This window comes from Novosphingobium sediminis (assembly GCF_007991615.1).
Lineage (GTDB): Bacteria > Pseudomonadota > Alphaproteobacteria > Sphingomonadales > Sphingomonadaceae > Novosphingobium > Novosphingobium sediminis.
The window spans coordinates 184,762-201,103 of the sequence record NZ_BJYR01000001.1; the positions used below are offsets into that span (position 1 = coordinate 184,762).

16 protein-coding genes are annotated in these 16,342 nt (G+C 64.8%); 11 read left to right on the top strand and 5 right to left on the bottom strand.

The features are described from left to right. Positions 1–15: 15 nt before the first annotated feature. On the bottom strand, positions 16–705 hold the full coding sequence (locus NSE01_RS00810; RefSeq protein WP_147157715.1) for a pyrimidine 5'-nucleotidase: 690 nt from the start codon (positions 703–705) through the stop codon (positions 16–18). A gap of 98 nt (positions 706–803) precedes the next feature. On the opposite strand from NSE01_RS00810, the gene rnhB reads away from it, so the two are divergent. The 3 genes from rnhB to folP all read left to right on the top strand — a co-directional run bounded on the left by rnhB (position 804) and on the right by folP (position 4,052). Then, entirely contained in the window at positions 804–1,442 is a 639-nt protein-coding gene (gene rnhB / locus NSE01_RS00815; protein ID WP_147157799.1) for a ribonuclease HII, read from the top strand. A 215-nt stretch (positions 1,443–1,657) separates the two neighbouring features. Next, positions 1,658–2,812, top strand: a complete 1,155-nt coding sequence (locus NSE01_RS00820; protein ID WP_147157716.1) for a site-specific DNA-methyltransferase — start codon at positions 1,658–1,660, stop codon at positions 2,810–2,812. Positions 2,813–2,939: 127 nt separating this feature from the next. Next, entirely contained in the window at positions 2,940–4,052 is a 1,113-nt protein-coding gene (folP, locus tag NSE01_RS00825) for a dihydropteroate synthase (protein ID WP_147157717.1), read from the top strand. Here folP and NSE01_RS00830 read toward each other — a convergent pair. Together NSE01_RS00830 and NSE01_RS00835 are read right to left on the bottom strand one after the other, a co-directional pair. Continuing rightward, the gene (locus NSE01_RS00830) at positions 4,033–5,205 is read right to left on the bottom strand and encodes a CaiB/BaiF CoA transferase family protein (RefSeq protein WP_147157718.1); all 1,173 of its coding nucleotides are present in this window, start codon (positions 5,203–5,205) and stop codon (positions 4,033–4,035) included. The genes folP and NSE01_RS00830 overlap by 20 nt on opposite strands. 95 nt (positions 5,206–5,300) lie before the next feature. Beyond that, positions 5,301–6,719: a sigma-54-dependent transcriptional regulator gene (locus NSE01_RS00835; protein WP_147157719.1), complete on the bottom strand. Its 1,419-nt coding sequence runs from the start codon at positions 6,717–6,719 to the stop codon at positions 5,301–5,303. A 157-nt stretch (positions 6,720–6,876) separates the two neighbouring features. On the opposite strand from NSE01_RS00835, the gene NSE01_RS00840 reads away from it, so the two are divergent. The 7 genes from NSE01_RS00840 (at position 6,877) to NSE01_RS00870 (ending at position 12,819) form a co-directional block, all read left to right on the top strand. Continuing rightward, positions 6,877–7,011: an aa3-type cytochrome c oxidase subunit IV gene (locus NSE01_RS00840; RefSeq protein WP_147157720.1), complete on the top strand. Its 135-nt coding sequence runs from the start codon at positions 6,877–6,879 to the stop codon at positions 7,009–7,011. 7 nt (positions 7,012–7,018) lie between these two features. Next, positions 7,019–8,149, top strand: a complete 1,131-nt coding sequence (locus NSE01_RS00845; protein ID WP_147157721.1) for an NAD(P) transhydrogenase subunit alpha — start codon at positions 7,019–7,021, stop codon at positions 8,147–8,149. A gap of 11 nt (positions 8,150–8,160) precedes the next feature. Further along, complete coding sequence (locus NSE01_RS00850) at positions 8,161–8,445, top strand: NAD(P) transhydrogenase subunit alpha part 2 (RefSeq protein WP_147157722.1); 285 nt, start codon at positions 8,161–8,163, stop codon at positions 8,443–8,445. Then, the gene (locus NSE01_RS00855) at positions 8,445–9,860 is read left to right on the top strand and encodes an NAD(P)(+) transhydrogenase (Re/Si-specific) subunit beta (protein WP_147157723.1); all 1,416 of its coding nucleotides are present in this window, start codon (positions 8,445–8,447) and stop codon (positions 9,858–9,860) included. The genes NSE01_RS00850 and NSE01_RS00855 overlap by 1 nt, the downstream gene beginning before the upstream one ends. 64 nt (positions 9,861–9,924) lie before the next feature. Further along, positions 9,925–11,268: an APC family permease gene (locus NSE01_RS00860; RefSeq protein ID WP_170233705.1), complete on the top strand. Its 1,344-nt coding sequence runs from the start codon at positions 9,925–9,927 to the stop codon at positions 11,266–11,268. Then, positions 11,265–11,597, top strand: a complete 333-nt coding sequence (locus NSE01_RS00865) for a hypothetical protein (RefSeq protein WP_147157725.1) — start codon at positions 11,265–11,267, stop codon at positions 11,595–11,597. The genes NSE01_RS00860 and NSE01_RS00865 overlap by 4 nt, the downstream gene beginning before the upstream one ends. A gap of 55 nt (positions 11,598–11,652) precedes the next feature. Then, complete coding sequence (locus NSE01_RS00870) at positions 11,653–12,819, top strand: deoxyguanosinetriphosphate triphosphohydrolase (RefSeq protein ID WP_147157726.1); 1,167 nt, start codon at positions 11,653–11,655, stop codon at positions 12,817–12,819. A 3-nt stretch (positions 12,820–12,822) separates the two neighbouring features. On the opposite strand, the gene NSE01_RS00875 is transcribed toward NSE01_RS00870, so the two are convergent. Beyond that, on the bottom strand, positions 12,823–12,963 hold the full coding sequence (locus NSE01_RS00875) for an Entericidin EcnA/B family protein (RefSeq protein WP_147157727.1): 141 nt from the start codon (positions 12,961–12,963) through the stop codon (positions 12,823–12,825). A 128-nt stretch (positions 12,964–13,091) separates the two neighbouring features. On the opposite strand from NSE01_RS00875, the gene NSE01_RS00880 reads away from it, so the two are divergent. Continuing rightward, the gene (locus NSE01_RS00880) at positions 13,092–14,648 is read left to right on the top strand and encodes a long-chain-fatty-acid--CoA ligase (protein WP_147157728.1); all 1,557 of its coding nucleotides are present in this window, start codon (positions 13,092–13,094) and stop codon (positions 14,646–14,648) included. On the opposite strand, the gene NSE01_RS00885 is transcribed toward NSE01_RS00880, so the two are convergent. After that, entirely contained in the window at positions 14,649–16,298 is a 1,650-nt protein-coding gene (locus NSE01_RS00885) for an FAD-binding protein (RefSeq protein WP_147157729.1), read from the bottom strand. It abuts the gene before it with no gap. Between the last annotated feature and the right edge of the window lie 44 nt (positions 16,299–16,342).

Here is a 16,342-nt window from a genome sequence, read left to right on the forward strand (position 1 = left end):
ATCAGAGCGCGGGGCCTAACGGAGCGCGGCGCTGCCTGCAAGCTCTCCGGATAGCATTTCAAGCCACTGCGGCAGATCGTCGATGACGAGATCGATCGCGGCATCATCCTTGGCACGGTCGCCCCATTCGCTGGCGCAATCGATCCACACGGTCTGCATGCCAAGCGCCTTGGCTGGCGGGAGGTTGCGTGCCGAATCCTCCACGAACACTGCGCGTTCCGGATCGAAACCGAATTCCGCGATCAGGCCGTGATAGGCGGAAGGCTCGGGCTTGGGCTTGTAGTCCATCGCAATAACGTCCCACATGCCTTCGAAACAGCCATCGAGGCCAAGTGCGGTGAGTACCCGCTCGGCATAGGGGCGGTCGCCGTTGGTGAAGATCAGCCGCCGGCCGGGCAGGGCCATGATCCGCTCGGCAAGGCGAGGGGCCTCGGCCAGCACGGTCATGTCGACATCGTGGACGAAATCCAGAAACTCGCGCGGATCGATTGCGTGGTAGTGCATTAGGCCCGCAAGCGTGGTGCCGTGATCGTGGAAGTACATCTTCTGGATGCGCTTTGCTTCGATCGGATCGCAGCCGAGCAGATTGGCGATGAACTGCCCCATCCGCTGATCGATCTGGCCAAACAGGCCGCAGGCCGGCGGATAAAGCGTGTAGTCGAGATCGAAGATCCAGCAATCGACGCGGGCAGGATCAAAAGCCAAGGGACAAGCTCCCGCTCAACTTGAGCTTGCTTGCCATTTCGGAGATGAGGGCGGCCATGGCGAAACGCGTAGAAGCTGATCTTTTCATGGCAGGCACCATGCCAGCGAACGGGAGGCCTGTCAGCGCCGGAAACGGATCACCTCTGCAATCCGGGTTGATTGTGGGCGTGGACGAGGCGGGGCGAGGGCCGCTGGCTGGGCCGGTGGTCGCTGCCGCAGTGGTCCTTGGCCCGCAGCCGCCGAAAGGCCTCGCCGATTCCAAGGTGCTCAGCGGCGCGCGCCGGGCGAGGCTGGAGCCGCTGATCCGCGAGACATGCCACTGGGCGCTTGGCGTGGCCGAAGTCGAAGAGATCGACCGCCTCAACATCTTTGCGGCTACCATGCTGGCGATGACCCGCGCGGTGGCGGCGCTGGAGCACCAGCTTGGGGAAAGCGCGATCGGCATGGCGCTCATCGATGGCAACATGACGCCGGCAAAGCGCTGCGCGGAATGGCGCTGGCAGGCCCGCGCCATCGTGAAAGGCGATGCCACCGAACCCTGTATCTCCGCCGCCTCGATCCTCGCCAAGGAGCACCGCGACCGGCTGATGCGGGCAGCGGCAACGGACTTCCCGCACTATGGCTGGGAGCGCAACGCGGGCTATGGCACGGCTGAGCACATGGCGGCGCTGCGCCAGCACGGCGCCAGCCCCCACCATCGGCGCAGCTTCGCGCCGGTTGCAGCCGTTCTTGGCTGAGGGCGCCGAAAACTTTTTTCGCCGGTGAATCCGCCCAGCCACACCCACCAGATATGGCGTGCAGCGGATTTGGCGGACTCCATATGTAGATGCGGACTCGTTCCGTTCTCATACCCAAAGCACCTGCGACTCGGCGGAATCTGGCGAGTCGCGGCTTGACGGCGAGTCGCGGATGATTCACCTGTCGGGCCGTATCAGCAGGGGACAAGGCGGCTATGGTGGCTCTGGCAAAGGAACGTCAGGCGAAAACGGCGGCGCGCGCGCTGCGCAGCAATGCGGCGGCGGCGGTAAGCAAACTCGCACTCCCGCTCGGGCAGATCCTGCGCGGCGATTGCATCGAGCGCATGCGCGAACTGCCCACGGCCTCGATCGACCTGATCTTCGCCGATCCGCCCTACAACCTGCAATTGGGCGGCGATCTCGCGCGGCCCGATGGCAGCCATGTCGATGCTGTGACGGACGATTGGGACAAGTTTGCCAGCTTTGAAATCTATGACCGGTTCACCCGCGAATGGCTGACCGAAGCGCGCCGCCTGCTCAAACCTGACGGCGCGATCTGGGTGATCGGTAGCTATCACAACATCTTCCGCGTTGGCGCGCTGCTGCAGGATCTCGGCTTCTGGATCCTCAACGATATTGTCTGGCGCAAGGCCAATCCGATGCCCAATTTCAAGGGCACCCGCTTCACCAACGCGCACGAGACGCTGATCTGGGCCTCGCGCAGCGAGAAGGCGAAGTACACCTTCAACTACCGCGCGATGAAGACGCTCAACGACGAGTTGCAGATGCGGTCTGACTGGGTTCTGCCGATCTGCGGAGGCCCTGAGCGCATCCGCAAGGACGGCGTGAAGGCGCACCCGACGCAGAAGCCCGAAGCGCTGCTCTACCGCGTCATGCTGGCGACGACCAAACCGGGCGACGTCGTGCTCGATCCCTTCTTCGGCACCGGTACGACAGGCGCAGTCGCGCGCCGTCTGGGCCGCGAGTGGATCGGCTGCGAGCGCGAGGAGAGTTATATTGCCGTGGCGGAAGAGCGCATTGCCGCCGCGCTGCCGCTCGATGAAAGCGCGCTCACCACGATGATGAGCAAGCGCAGCGCACCGCGCGTCGCTTTTGGCCAGTTGGTCGAGAGCGGCATGATCGCGCCGGGCGCGCAGCTGTTCGACCGAAAGCGCCGCTGGGCGGCGAACGTGCGCGCCGATGGTTCGATCACGGCGGGCGATCAGTCAGGTTCGATCCACGGCATCGGCTCTGCGGTGCAAGGCGCGCCATCCTGCAATGGCTGGACTTTCTGGCACGTCGAGCATGAGGGCGAGGTCAAGCCGCTCGACGCGCTGCGCCAGCTCTATCTGATCGCGGTCGAGGACTGACGTGTTCCCGCTGCTGGGCCTGATGCCCGATCCGCTGGTGCTGCGCTGCCATGCGCGCTGGACCAAGGCCGTGCTTCTGCACGCCATGCGTCTCGCCGCACGCCGCCGCGTGGGCTAAGGTTCGGCCATGGCGCAGAAGATCTACATCCGTCCGATCGGCCTTGCCGATAGCCCGCAAAGCGAGGAGGGCGGGGCGATCCGCCTGGCCGGGGGACTGGTCTACGCCTCACGTTTCGCGCTGATCGTGCGCGAAGGCGCCAAGGTTGTTTCGCGCCGCCGCTTTGCTGCTGACGAAGCAAACGCCGTGCTGGATGCGCTACCCGATGCGGTCGCGGCCGAAGCGCAGACGCAATGGGCCAATCTCAAGGCCCAGCACGGGCCGCTGACATGCGGCGCGCGCACGGTGCGGCTCGATCAGCCGCAAGTCATGGGCATCCTCAACGTGACGCCCGACAGCTTCTCCGATGGCGGCAAGTTCCTCGACAAGCCCGAAGCCGCATTGGAACATGCAGCGGCCATGCTGGAAGCGGGCGCTGCGATCATCGATGTCGGCGGGGAATCTACCCGCCCCGGCGCCCCTGCCGTGTGGGAAGGGGACGAGGTCAAACGCGTTGTACCCGTCATCGCCAAGCTGGCCTCGAGCGGCGCGGCCATTTCCATCGACAGCCGCCGTTCGACCGTGCTTGCCGAAGCGCTCGCGGCGGGCGCGCACATCGTCAACGATGTCTCCGCGCTGCGCCACGATCCGCGCTCGATCGAAGTCGTTGCGGCTAGCGGGGTGCCGGTCGTCCTTATGCATGCACCGGGCGGCGAGAAGGACCTCCATGCCGACGGGCACTATGCCGATGTCGTGCTCGATGTGTTCGATGCCCTGCGCGAACGGCGCGATGCGGCCGTCGCGGGCGGGATCGCGCGCGACAAGATCGTGCTCGATCCGGGTATCGGCTTCGGCAAGTCGCTTGCAGAGAACCTCGCGCTGATCAATGCGCTACCGCTGTTCCATGCGCTCGGCCAGCCGCTGCTGCTGGGGGCGAGCCGCAAGCGCATGATCGGCGCGCTTTCAGGCGAAGCTCCCGCGCACCAGCGCCTTGGCGGATCGCTGCTGCTCGCGGCCAAGGGCTTCGATGCGGGCGTGCAGATGGTGCGGGTCCATGATGTGGCGGAGACCGTGCAGGCCTTGCGCGTCTGGCGCGGCCTGCGCGATGCGGCGCTGACGGACTTCAGCCAGCTCGGCGTTTGACGGGCATGGGCGGGGCGCCCAGCTCCTCGTTGTGCTGGCCGATGTGCGGGGCCGGCTGCACCTCGAAACCGCCGACCGAGAAAGTGACCGGGCTGCGCATCTTGAGGTATTCGCCCTCGGTCGGGTGCGTGCGCTGCTGGAAGAAATCGACCGCCTTGAGGTGCGGGTCGTCGATCAGCTCGTCGAGATCGCGCACGGGCATGCACGGGATCTGGTGCTCGGCCATCCTCGCCGCCCATTCCGCCATCGTCAGCTTGGGCGTGCGCTTGGCCATTTCCGCGTAGAATTCGCTGATGTTGCGCATGCGCGATGGGTAGTCGATGAAGCGCGGGTCTGTGGCGAGTTCAGGGGCCTCCAGCAGCGCAATCACCGTATCGATCGCATCGGGCGTGTAGGGCACGATCACGACATAGCCGTCCTTGGCCGGGAAGGGCTGGCGGAATGGATCGAGCTGACGCGGATAGCCCGCCGGTTCCTTTGGCGGCACCAGCGTCAGCCCATAAAGATGCTCCTGCATCATGAAATGCGCGAAGCTCTCGAACATCGGCACTTCGACGAACTGCCCCTCGCCGAAGCGCAGCTTGTGGATGATCGCGGCCATCACGGCATATGCGCCGTGCAGCCCCGAAACCTTGTCGGCGATCAGCGAGGGCAGGAAGCGCGGCACGGGGTTGCCATCGACGCGTGAAAGCAGGTTGGTCGTGCCAGTCGCAGCCTGAATGACGTCGTCATAGGCCTGCAGGTCGCCATAAGGGCCGCCCGAGCCAAAGCCGGTGCAGTGCACGTAGATGATGTCCGGCTTGATCGCCCTCACATCCTCATACCCGAAACCGAGCCGCTCGATCGGCTTGCCGCGCACGTTGTGGATGAAGACGTCCGCCTCGGCGAGCTGCGCGGCAAGCGCGGCCTTGCCCTCCGCGCTCTTGAGATCGACCGCGAGGCTGCGCTTGCCCTTGTTGAGATTGAGCGTGCAGGGCCCCATGCCGGGCGTCGCAGCGGGCTTTCCGGCATGGCGGAAGATATCGCCGCCGGTCACCTCGACCTTGATCACGTCTGCTCCGAGGTCGGCAAGCGTCTCGGTCGCATAGGGGCCAAAGACCACGCTGGTCAGATCGACAACGCGAATGCCTTCCAGCAGCTTTTGTCCTGCCATCGAATGCTCTCCTCCCGGCGGCCGCTGCGACCTGCCGGGACGAGACTTAACAGCCCCACGCGCGGGAGCAACGCTGCCAGAATCGAGAGTGGGCTTCAGGCTACGTTGTCGATCCCGAGCTCGGACAGCTTGCGATAGAGCGTCGAGCGCCCGATGCCGAGCCGCCGCGCGACTTCGGTCATGCGGCCGCGATAGTGACCGATGGCGAGGCGGATAACGTCGGCTTCGATCTCTTCGAGCGGGCGCAGGTTGCCGTCGGGTGAATAGAGCATGACGCCTGCGCCCTCGGTGCCTGACGGTGCGGCGCGCGGTGCCTCGCCGATCATGTTCGAAAGGTTCGGGAAGTCCTGCGCGGTAAGCGCCTCCCCGTCGCAGAACACGGCTGCGCGGAAGAGGGTCGCCTGAAGCTGGCGCACGTTGCCCGGCCAATCGTACGCAGCGAGCAGGGACAGCGCACCATCGGTGATGCCAAGCGGCCTCAGGCCCGGCTGTTCGCCGATGCGGGTCAGGAAGTGGCGGGCAAGGGCCGGAATGTCGCCCGCGCGTTCGCGCAGGGCAGGAAGATGCACATGGACCCCGCTCAGTGCTTCGAGCAGGGCCGGATCAAACAGCTGCACATCGACCAGATCGTCGAGGTCCGCATTGCTGCAAACGATCACGCGCACGTCGAGCCGGAAGCTGTGGCGCGCGCCGATAGGCTGGATATCGCCGCGCTGGAGGAACTGGGCGAGACGGGCCTGCGCCGCAAGGCACAGCCGGTCGATCTCGTCGATCACCAGCGTGCCGCCATCGGCATGCTGAAGCGCGCCCACATGCCGCTCGAAGGCGCCGGGGAAGGCACCCTTCTCGTGGCCGAACAGAACTGATTCGATCTGGTTGGCCGGAATGCCGCCCGCGTTGACGATCCGGAGAGGGGCTTTCGCGCGGGGACTGGCGGCGTGCATCGCACGCACCAGCATTTCCTTGCCGGTGCCGCTTTCACCTTCGATCAGGACGGTGTTCTGCGTGCGTGCTGCCTTGGCAGCGACGGCAAGCGCAGCACGGAATCCGGGTGCGGCACCGATCATCGAATCGAAATCGAGCGTACCGGAAAACTTCTCGGTCAGCGGTTGCAGTTCGTCAGGCGATTCCTCGCGCCGGGTCGCCGTGCGTAGCGCCTGAAGCAGCCGATCGGGCGCGACCGGCTTGATGAGATAGTCCGAAGCACCCGCGCGCATCGCCTCTACCGCGAGCAGCGGCGAGGCGCTCGTGGTGATCATCAGAATGGGCAGCGCAGGACGGCGGGCTTTCAGTTCCGCTATCAGCGCGCAGGCCTCGTCGCCCGGAACCCATTGATCCAGAATGATTGCGTCGAGCTGCATGCCCTGGCGCGTGCCGAGCGTGGCAATTGCCGTCTCGGAATCGCGGGCGATGATCGTGCGCCAGCCCTCCCGCGCCGCGAGCGCCGAAATGAGGCGGCACTGTGCAGGCTCGTCATCGATGAGCATCAGCAGGCGATCAGTAGGCTCTGCCATGTCTTTCCCGGTCCTTTTGCATAGTGCCGGGGTCTAGCCCATTTGGGTAAAGGTCAGATTAAGCGCAAAACCACCGGTTCCGCTTGAGCCGGGGTTGCGCCGCCGCTAGAGGATGCGGTCAATTGGACGTTTAAAACGCAATCAGGAAGGGTTTGTCATGGGCGCCACCAACAATGCCGGGAACAACATCAAGGCAGCGACGGCCACCTACGAAGGCTTCGTCGGCATGATCAAGATCGCCACTCCGGTGATCGCGCTGATCGTGCTCTTCGTCATGTACCTGATCGCCTGAGCCTCGGATGGGGGCGGCAACAACGATCGCTGTCCTGCGCGAGCGGGCCAGCGGTGAGCACCGGGTGGCGGCAACACCCGAGACGGTGAAGAAATTCATCGGTCTCGGCGCTGCCGTTCGCGTGGAAGCAGGAGCGGGCATGAGCGCTTCGATCAGCGACGAGGCCTATCAGGCTGCGGGCGCGGAGATCGTGGCGAGCGGCGTGGCTGCCGGCGCGGATATCGTGCTGGGCGTGCAGGGTCCGGAAGTCGATCTGCTGGCCGGGGCCAACCCGGGCGCGTGGGTCGTCGCGGGTCTTGATCCCTTCGGCAAGCGTGAGCGGGTCGATGCCTATGCGGCAGGCGGCTACGAAGCGCTGGCGATGGAGTTCATGCCGCGCATCACCCGCGCGCAGTCGATGGACATCCTCTCCTCGCAATCGAACCTCGCCGGTTACAAGGCAGTCATCGTGGCGGCGGACATTTATGGCCGCGCGTTTCCGATGATGATGACCGCAGCCGGCACCGTTTCGGCGGCCAAGGTCTTCGTCATGGGCGTCGGTGTTGCCGGCCTTCAGGCGATCGCCACCGCGCGCCGCCTTGGTGGGCAGGTTTCCGCCACGGACGTTCGCTCGGCGACCAAGGAGCAGATCCAGTCGCTCGGCGCCAAGCCGATCTTCGTCGAGAACGTCGCGGGGATCGAAGGCGAGGGTGCTGGCGGCTACGCGACCGAGATGAGCCCCGAGTACCAGGCGGCGCAGGCCGAACTGGTCTCCAGCCATATCGCCAAGCAGGATATCGTGATCACCACAGCGCTGATCCCGGGCCGCCCGGCACCGCGCCTCATCACCGATGCACAGATCGCGACGATGAAGCCCGGTTCGGTGATCTTCGATCTCGCGGTTTCGGCCGGCGGTAACGTAGAAGGTTCGGTCGCCGATCAGGTCGTCGAAAAGCACGGCGTCAAGATCGTCGGCTATTCGAACACGGCCACGCATCTGGCGGCAGATGCTTCGGCGCTGTTCAGCCGCAACCTCTTTAATTTCCTGTCCGCATTCTGGGACAAGGAAGCGGGCAAGCCCGTGCTCGATGAGGAAATCGGCAATGCCATCCGCCTTACGCAGGGCGGCAAGGTCGTGAACGAACGACTGCTCGGCTGAGGGGGGCTGACATGGACTTCATTTCAATCTTGAGCATCTTCGTGATGGCCTGCTTCGTGGGCTATTACGTCGTCTGGTCGGTGACCCCGGCTCTCCACACGCCGCTGATGGCGGTCACCAACGCGATTTCCTCGGTCATCGTCGTCGGCGCGCTGGTTGCCGGTGCGGCTGAAGGTTCGGCCATTTCCAAGTGGCTCGGTCTTGCGGCGGTGGTGCTGGCTTCGGTCAACATCTTCGGCGGCTTCGCCGTCACCGAGCGCATGCTCGCGATGTACAAGAAGAAGGAGAAGAAGTGATGGAACACATCACCACTCCTCCCTGGGCGATGCTTGCCTATCTGGTAGCCGGCGTCCTGTTCATCATGGCGCTGCGCGGGCTTTCCAGCCCGGCCACATCGCGTGCGGGCAACCGCTATGGCATCGTCGGCATGACCATCGCGATGGTCACCACGCTAGCGACGCACGGCCTCGCGAGCTTGCCTGAAATCGCCGCAGCCATCGCAGTCGGCGGCGGCCTCGGCTTCGTGACCGCGCGGCGGATCAAGATGACCGACATGCCGCAGCTTGTCGCGGCCTTCCACTCGCTGGTCGGCCTTGCGGCGGTGCTCGTCGGTCTTGCTGCCTACTTGAACCCCATCGCGTTCGGCATTGCCGGGCCGGACGGGGTGATCGAAGTGCAGAGCCGCATCGAAATGGGCCTCGGCATCGCCATCGGTGCGATCACCTTCTCGGGCTCGGTCATCGCGTTCCTCAAGCTCAACGGCAACATGAGCGGCGCGCCGATCATGTTGCCCGGTCGCCATGCGATCAACCTCGGCACGCTCCTCGCGATCCTCGGCCTCGTTGGCTACTTCACCACGGACCAGTCGCCGTGGGTGATCGCGGTGATCACTGCGCTCAGCTTCGCCATCGGCTTCCTGCTGATCATCCCGATCGGCGGCGCGGACATGCCGGTGGTCGTCTCGATGCTCAACTCGTATTCGGGCTGGGCCGCGGCGGCGATGGGCTTCACGCTCCACAACACCGCGATGATCATCACCGGCGCGCTGGTGGGTTCGTCGGGTGCGATCCTCTCGTACATCATGTGCAAGGCGATGAACCGCAGCTTCATCTCGGTGATCGCGGGCGGCTTCGGCGCGGCTCCGGAAGCGGCAGCAGGCGGTGCGGCCAAGGTGCAGCGTCCGTGGAAGCGCGGCGCGGCCGAGGACGCGGCCTACCTGATGAAGGAAGCTGAAAACGTCATCATCATCCCGGGCTACGGCATGGCGGTGGCGCAGGCCCAGCACGTGCTGCGCGAGATGGGCGATCTGCTCAAGAAGGAAGGCGTCAACGTCAAGTACGCCATCCACCCGGTCGCGGGCCGCATGCCCGGCCACATGAACGTGCTGCTCGCTGAAGCGAACGTGCCCTATGATGAAGTCTTCGAACTTGAAGACATCAACGGCGAGTTCGCACAGGCCGACGTCGCGTTCATCATCGGCGCCAACGACGTGGTCAACCCGGCGGCGAAGACCGACAAGTCCTCGCCGATTTACGGGATGCCCGTGTTCGACGTCGACAAGGCCAAAACGGTCATGTTCATCAAGCGCTCGATGGGCGGTGTCGGCTATGCCGGTGTCGACAACGACGTGTTCTACATGGACCAGACCATGATGCTCCTCGCCGACGCCAAGAAGATGGTCGAGGACATCAACAAGGCGCTGGCGCACTAAGCCAGCCCACGTGGAGCCGCACGAACCAGCGGCTTCGCCGCATCAGACAGGAAGCTTCGTCCGGGTGCTCTCACCCGGCGAAGTCTTCCTCCTGACGATCTCGGCGCTTTCCCCGGTCCTTTCCGTGTTCATTGGCGGCAACGCCATCCTGCACATGGCGGGGACGGGGGCCGCGATCGGGTTCATCGGCGGCGGTGTGCTCGCTTCGGCAATGGCGCTTCTGTTTGCCGAACTTTCAGCAAGTTATCCCGGCGCAGGCGGTGTCTACCCCGCGCTGAACACGATCCTCGGCCCGCGCTGGACCTTTCCCTTCGTCATCCTGCGTACGGTGATCCTGTTCCCGCTGCTGGCCTTCTTCGCCACCGGGACCGGTCCTTATATCCGCCTATTCCTGCCATGGATGCCGCAAGATGTGGCTGCTCTCGCCACGCTTGCGCTCGCCTGCCTGATCGCCGCGGCGCAGATCAAGCGCGGCGCGAAAGTGATTGCCGCTTTCCTCGTTATCGAAGTCATTGCGCTGTCAGTGCTCTCCTATGCGGCGCTAACGCATTTTCGCGCGGCAAACATTGGGCTCGTGTTGCATCCGGTCGCTGCGGCCGTCGGCGCTGGCCTTGCGGCAACCCCGGCGGCGAGTATTGCTCTCGCGGTCATTGCCGGGGCCTCGATGACGGCCGGAGCGGACTGGGCGACCTTCTTTGCGGAGGACATGCTCGATGCCAAGCGCCGCATGGGGCCGGTCGTTGCCTGGACGGGCCTCATCGCGGCCGTGGTCATTTCGGTGCCGGTAGTGCTCATGATTCTCGCGATGAGCGATGTCGGTGCCACACTTTCCTCCGAGGCGCCCATGGCGCATTTCATGGAGGAAACGACTGGTCCGCTCGTAACTTCGCTCGTTTCGCTCGGCATCATTGCGGCAATCTTCAACGGTGCGATTGCGGTGATGATGGCGCTTTCCCGGCAGCTCCATGCACTAGGGCGCGACGGCGTATTTCCCGCTCCGGTCAACCGGGTGCTACGGATCGTGAGCCCGCGTACGCGCGCGCCGACCGGGGCGCTGGCGGTGCTGCTGGTGGTTGGCGGCATGTGCACATTCCTTGGTGAGCGCCGCCTCGTCCTCCTCACCAGCGGCAATTTTTCCGAATACCTGCTGCTCGGCCTCGCCGTGATCGCCGGACGCAGGGCGGGGGTGTTGAGCGAGCATTTCCGCATTCGGCTCCATCCGGTGGTGCCGATCATGGCGCTTGCTCTCAGCTTCTCGATCGTTGCGGCGAACTGGGCCGATGCCGAGACCGCGCGGGTTTCCATGGCGCTGCTGCTTGCGGTGTTTGTGGCCGCGTTTGTCTGGCATGAGTGGTCCATCCGGACAGGGCGCGGCCCGGTCCGGCTTAACGGGAGCGATCTTGAATGACTGTCCGCGCCGGCGCCGCCACGCTTGCCGCCCTCACTATCGTCCTTGCCGCCTGCACACCGGCCAAGCTCGCGGAAGGCCGCGTCCGTTCCGCGCTGATGGATGCCGGGCTGTCACAGCCTAACGCTGCGTGCATGGCTGAACGGATGACAGACCGCCTGACGCTCGGCCAGTTGCGCAAGCTGCAGGCGCTTCAGTCGCCCAAGCGCTCTATTGCGGATTACGTGATGACCGTTCGGCGCGTGGGCGATCGCGAGCTGATCGAGGTCACGGTCGGTTCGGCGCTGCTCTGCGCCAGCGGTCTGGCGCCGGAACGCAAGCCGGGCTAGGGCCGCCCTACCGCTTTCGCGTGAGGTTGTTGCCAAATATGCAGGTCAAGTCGTGATGGAACGCGCACCATGGGCCTGCGATCCCGATCGCTCGCGCGGGCGGGAGTTCACGCTGGCCGGTGAAACCGCGCGCGGGCCGCGCAGCGTGTTCCAGCGCGACCGCGACCGCATCATCCATTCGATCGCCTTCCGCCGTTTGCGCCACAAGACGCAGGTGTTCATCGCTCCTGATGGCGATCATTACCGCGTCCGGCTGACGCACAGCCTCGAAGTCGCGCAGATCGGCCGGGTGATCGCGCGTGCGCTGGGGCTCGATGAGGATCTGACCGAAGCGCTTTGCCTTGCGCACGATATCGGTCATCCGCCGTTCGGCCATGCCGGAGAGGACGCGCTGGAAGAAGCGATGGCGGACCATGGCGGCTTCGATCACAACGCCAACACGCTGCGCGTTCTGATGCGGCTCGAAAGCCCCTATCCGCGTCACGAAGGGCTCAACCTCTCGTGGGAGTTGCTCGAGGGCCTCGCGAAGCACAACGGTCCGGTTTACCAGCCGACTTGGGCGCTGGCCGAACTCGACGCCGCGTTCCCGCTCGATCTCGCGCAGCATGCCTCATTGGAAGCGCAAGTCGCGGCGATCTCAGACGACATCGCCTATGACAACCACGACATCGACGACGGCCTGCGGGCGGGCTTCCTGACACTCGATACGCTGCTGTCGCTGCCTTCGCTCGAAGCGCAATGGCGCGATATCGAGGCTCGCTTTCCCGGCGCCCCGCGTGACCGGCTGCTGCGCGAACTCGTGCGCGGACAGATCGGGCGCATGGTCAATGATGTGATCGGCGAAGCGCAGCGGCGGATCAAGGAAAGCGGTGCGCAGAGCGTTAACGAAGTGCGCGCGGCCGGACGAACGCTCGCCGGCTTTTCGCCCGCTATGGCCGCTGAAGAGCGGACGCTGAAGTCCTTCATGTACAAGACGCTCTATCTGCACGAGGCTCAGGAGAAAGTTGCGAGCCGTGCGCGCGGCGTGATCGCGCGGCTGTTTGCCGCATACCGGGCCGAGCCGGAAAACCTCCCCGAAAGCTGGCGCGCAAGTCTTCCAGCGGAGGAGCCGGCGCGGAGCCGTCACATCGCGGATTTCATGGCCGGAATGACCGACAAGTACGCCATGGATTGCTACGCGCGGCTATTTGGCGAGCGCCCCGAAAGCCTCAGCAACGTCTGATCGTCACTTGCGGCCGTGGATCACGTCCGACCCGGCCTGTCCGACCGACTGGATATCGCCGCCGATCCCTTTCACGGTCTTGCAGCCGGTGATGCCCAGCACCATGCCGGTGAGCGCGATGGAAAAAATCACCTTGCGTACCATGGTTCTTGTCCCTTTAATCGCGTGGTTAAGTCGCGGGGTCTGCCGCGGTTGATGCGTCCCTGCCACCGGCTAGGTGAACGCTGACTGAGCAGGCCCGAAACGAGCGGCGCCGGGAAAGGGATGGCCATATGCGCGAGACGGCAGGTTTCGAGACGTTCGATGCGTTCTTTCGGCACTGGGCGGAGGAGCGGCCCGATGCAGTGTCGCACGAGCAGGACGGCCGCATAACGACATATGCGCAAGTCGAGGTTTTCTCGCGCCGCTTTGCTGCCTTTCTTGCCACGCACGGCGTGGTGAAGGGCGACCGGGTCGCTTGGATCGGCAAGAACTGCGATCTCTATTTCCAGATGCTGCTCACGTGTGGGCGGATCGGTGTCGTGATGGTGCCGATTGGATGGCGGCTTGCTCCGGCTGAGATGGCGTACATCCTTGAGGATACCCGGACGAAGTTGCTCTTTGCAGGGGACGGGTTCGAAGCGGTCTCGCATCAATTGGCTGCCGAAGTGCCGCAGCGGCCGCAGGTTATCGAGGAAGCACAGGCACGCGCGGCAATCCCGGACTGTCCTGCGGATCCGATCACCGCAGCAGAGCCGGAGGCAGCATTCCTCCAACTCTACACCTCGGGCACGACCGGAAGGCCCAAGGGCGCGGTGCTGTGCCAGCGCAATTTCATGGGCCTGCGCGCGCCTGCCCTCGATGCCGGGCTGCCGTGGGCGGAGTGGGAGGACGACGAGGCGATTCTCGTCTGCATGCCTTGCGCACATATCGGTGGCACCGGGCTTGGCACGATGGCGTTCTGCGCAGGCGTGCGAGCGATCGTGCAAGCCGAATTCACCGCAGACGGCGCGCTGGACGCGATCGGGCAGGGGATCACCCGCTTCTTCATTGTGCCCGCCGCGCTGCAGATGCTGATCCAGCATCCCAAGGCGACCGAGACCGATTTCACCAAGTTGAAGTACGTGATGTACGGTGCCGCGCCGATCCCGCTCGAACTGCTGCGGCAGGCGGTGACGACGATCCCCAACGCCTCGTTCATGCAGTGCTACGGCATGACCGAGACGACCGGTACGATCGCGGTGCTGCCGCCGTCTGACCATGATCTTGATGGCAATTCGCGCATGCGATCGGCGGGCAAGGCATCGCCGGGGGTCGAGATCCGCATCGTCGACAGCGCCGGCAATGAAGTGCCCCGTCACACTGTGGGCGAGATCCAGACACGCTCGGCGGCCAACATGCTGCACTACTGGCAACTGCCTGAGGCGACTGCAAAGACGCTCACCAGCGATGGCTGGGTCTGCACCGGGGACGCCGCCTACATGGACGAGGACGGCTATGTCTTCATCCAGGACCGCATCAAGGACATGATCATCTCGGGCGGCGAGAACGTCTACCCGGCGGAAGTCGAAAGCGCGATCTATGGCCATCCGCAGGTGGCAGAAGTTGCGGTGATTGGCGTGCCCGATGCCCGCTGGGGTGAGGCGGTGAAGGCCTGTGTCGTCCCGCGCGAGGGCTGCGAAGTGGACGAGGCGAGCGTCATCGCGTGGGCGCGTGAGCGTATCGCCGGGTTCAAGGTGCCCAAGTCGGTCGACGTGATCCCGGCGCTGCCGCGCAATCCCTCGGGCAAGATCCTGCGCCGAAACCTGCGCGAACCTTACTGGGAAGGCATGGACCGGCAGGTCAACTAGTCAGGCATTGCTGTAGCGTTTTGCAGCGTGGATCGCGGCAAGGTGGCCGAAAGTGGCCGCCGCCGCGATTGTCGCGCCGGCACCGGGATAGGCGCGCCCGAACGGCGAACTGGCTGAATTGCCTGCCGCATAGAGCCCGGTGATCGGCTTGTCCGATGTGTCCAGCACGCGCGCATGCTGATCGGTCTTAAGGCCGCCGTTGGTGCCGAGATCGCCGGGGCGGATCAGCGCGGCCCAGAATGGCCCGTTCTCGATCGCGCCGAGGCTGGCGTTGGGCTTGTGCGCCGGATCGGCCCAGTGGCGATCATAGGCAGTGTTGCCCCGGCCGAAGTCTTCATCGCGGCCAGCCTTGGCGAATACGTTGAAGCGCGCGACGGTGGCATCGAGAGCGGTGGGCGGAAGACCGCATTGCTGCGCGAGGGCGGGGATGGTTGCGGCTTGCCGGAGGGTGCCGATCTTCAGCATCTTCTCGCGTACGCGCGATGAAGAGAGTTCAGCAAAAACGTATTTCTTCAGGAACTTGCCATCCATGATAAGCCAGTGCCGGCTTGTCGCCGCGCCGTGCTCGAACATCACGCGGCCGGTGGTCATGTAGGACGCGGCCTCGTTCATGTAGCGCTGTCCCTCGGCATTGACGACGATGCTGCCGGGCAGCGCGCGCAGGCCGAGGGCAAGGGCATTGGTGCGCTCGTCGATCTCGATCGAGGGCATCCACCAACTATCGTCGGTCCGTTCGTGAGCCGCGCCGACCGTGAGGCCTGCGTTGAGCGCATCACCTTCGTCTTCGGGGATGGCATTGGGCCAAACCCTCTCGCGGCCCTGCAATTGCTTGCGCAGAGCGGAGTTGCGCGAGAAGCCGCCTGCGGTCAGCACCACGCCAGCCGGTGCTTGCAGCGTTGCGCGGCCATTCGGGCCTTCGACCACCACGCCGGTCACCGCGCCTCGGTCCTCGACTAGGCTCACCATCGCGGTCGAGAGACGCAGTTGGATGCCGCGGTCCATCGCGATCTTCATCAGCGCGGCCACTAGCGCGCGGCCATTGCCCAGCGGCTTCCTGCCCAGCATCCGCTTGAGCTTGTATTTGCCCACGGTCACGGTCGTTTCCACCAGCGGGCCCACCCGCGATTTGGCGAGTGCGACCGTGCCGAACTGATCGCTGCTGAGGGCCGGTATGTCGAGACCGGCGTTGCGCATGGTGAGGAAGCGTTCGCCTAGCACCGTCCCGTCGAATTCGGCAGATTCGAGCGTGCGGCCAATGCCATTGCCTTCGACATGCGGGTAATAGTCGGGGTGGGTGCGGCTGCGGATCCAGCGCATGCCCTCGTCTGCCAGCATGCGCGCCATCGCCGGCGCGGTTTCGAGAAAGGCGTGCGCTTTGGCCCGGTCTCGTTCGCCCGCCTCGCCGAGCAGACCTTCAACATAGGTACGCACTGTGACGGGATCTTCCAGCGAGCCATCGGCCTCCATCACCGGATTGTTCGGCACCCACAGCACGCCGCCCGAAGTCGCGGTGGTGCCGCCCCAGACGTCAGCCTTCTCGATGATCAGCGGACGCAGGCCGAGCCGCGAAGCCGTGATCGCCGCCACAAGGCCAGCCGCACCGCTGCCCACGACAACAAGATTGAAGTCGTCCACCGCGCCTGAATTCATTTTGTTTTCCTCTCCACTCACCGGGCGGCATGCCCTTTCGGGCA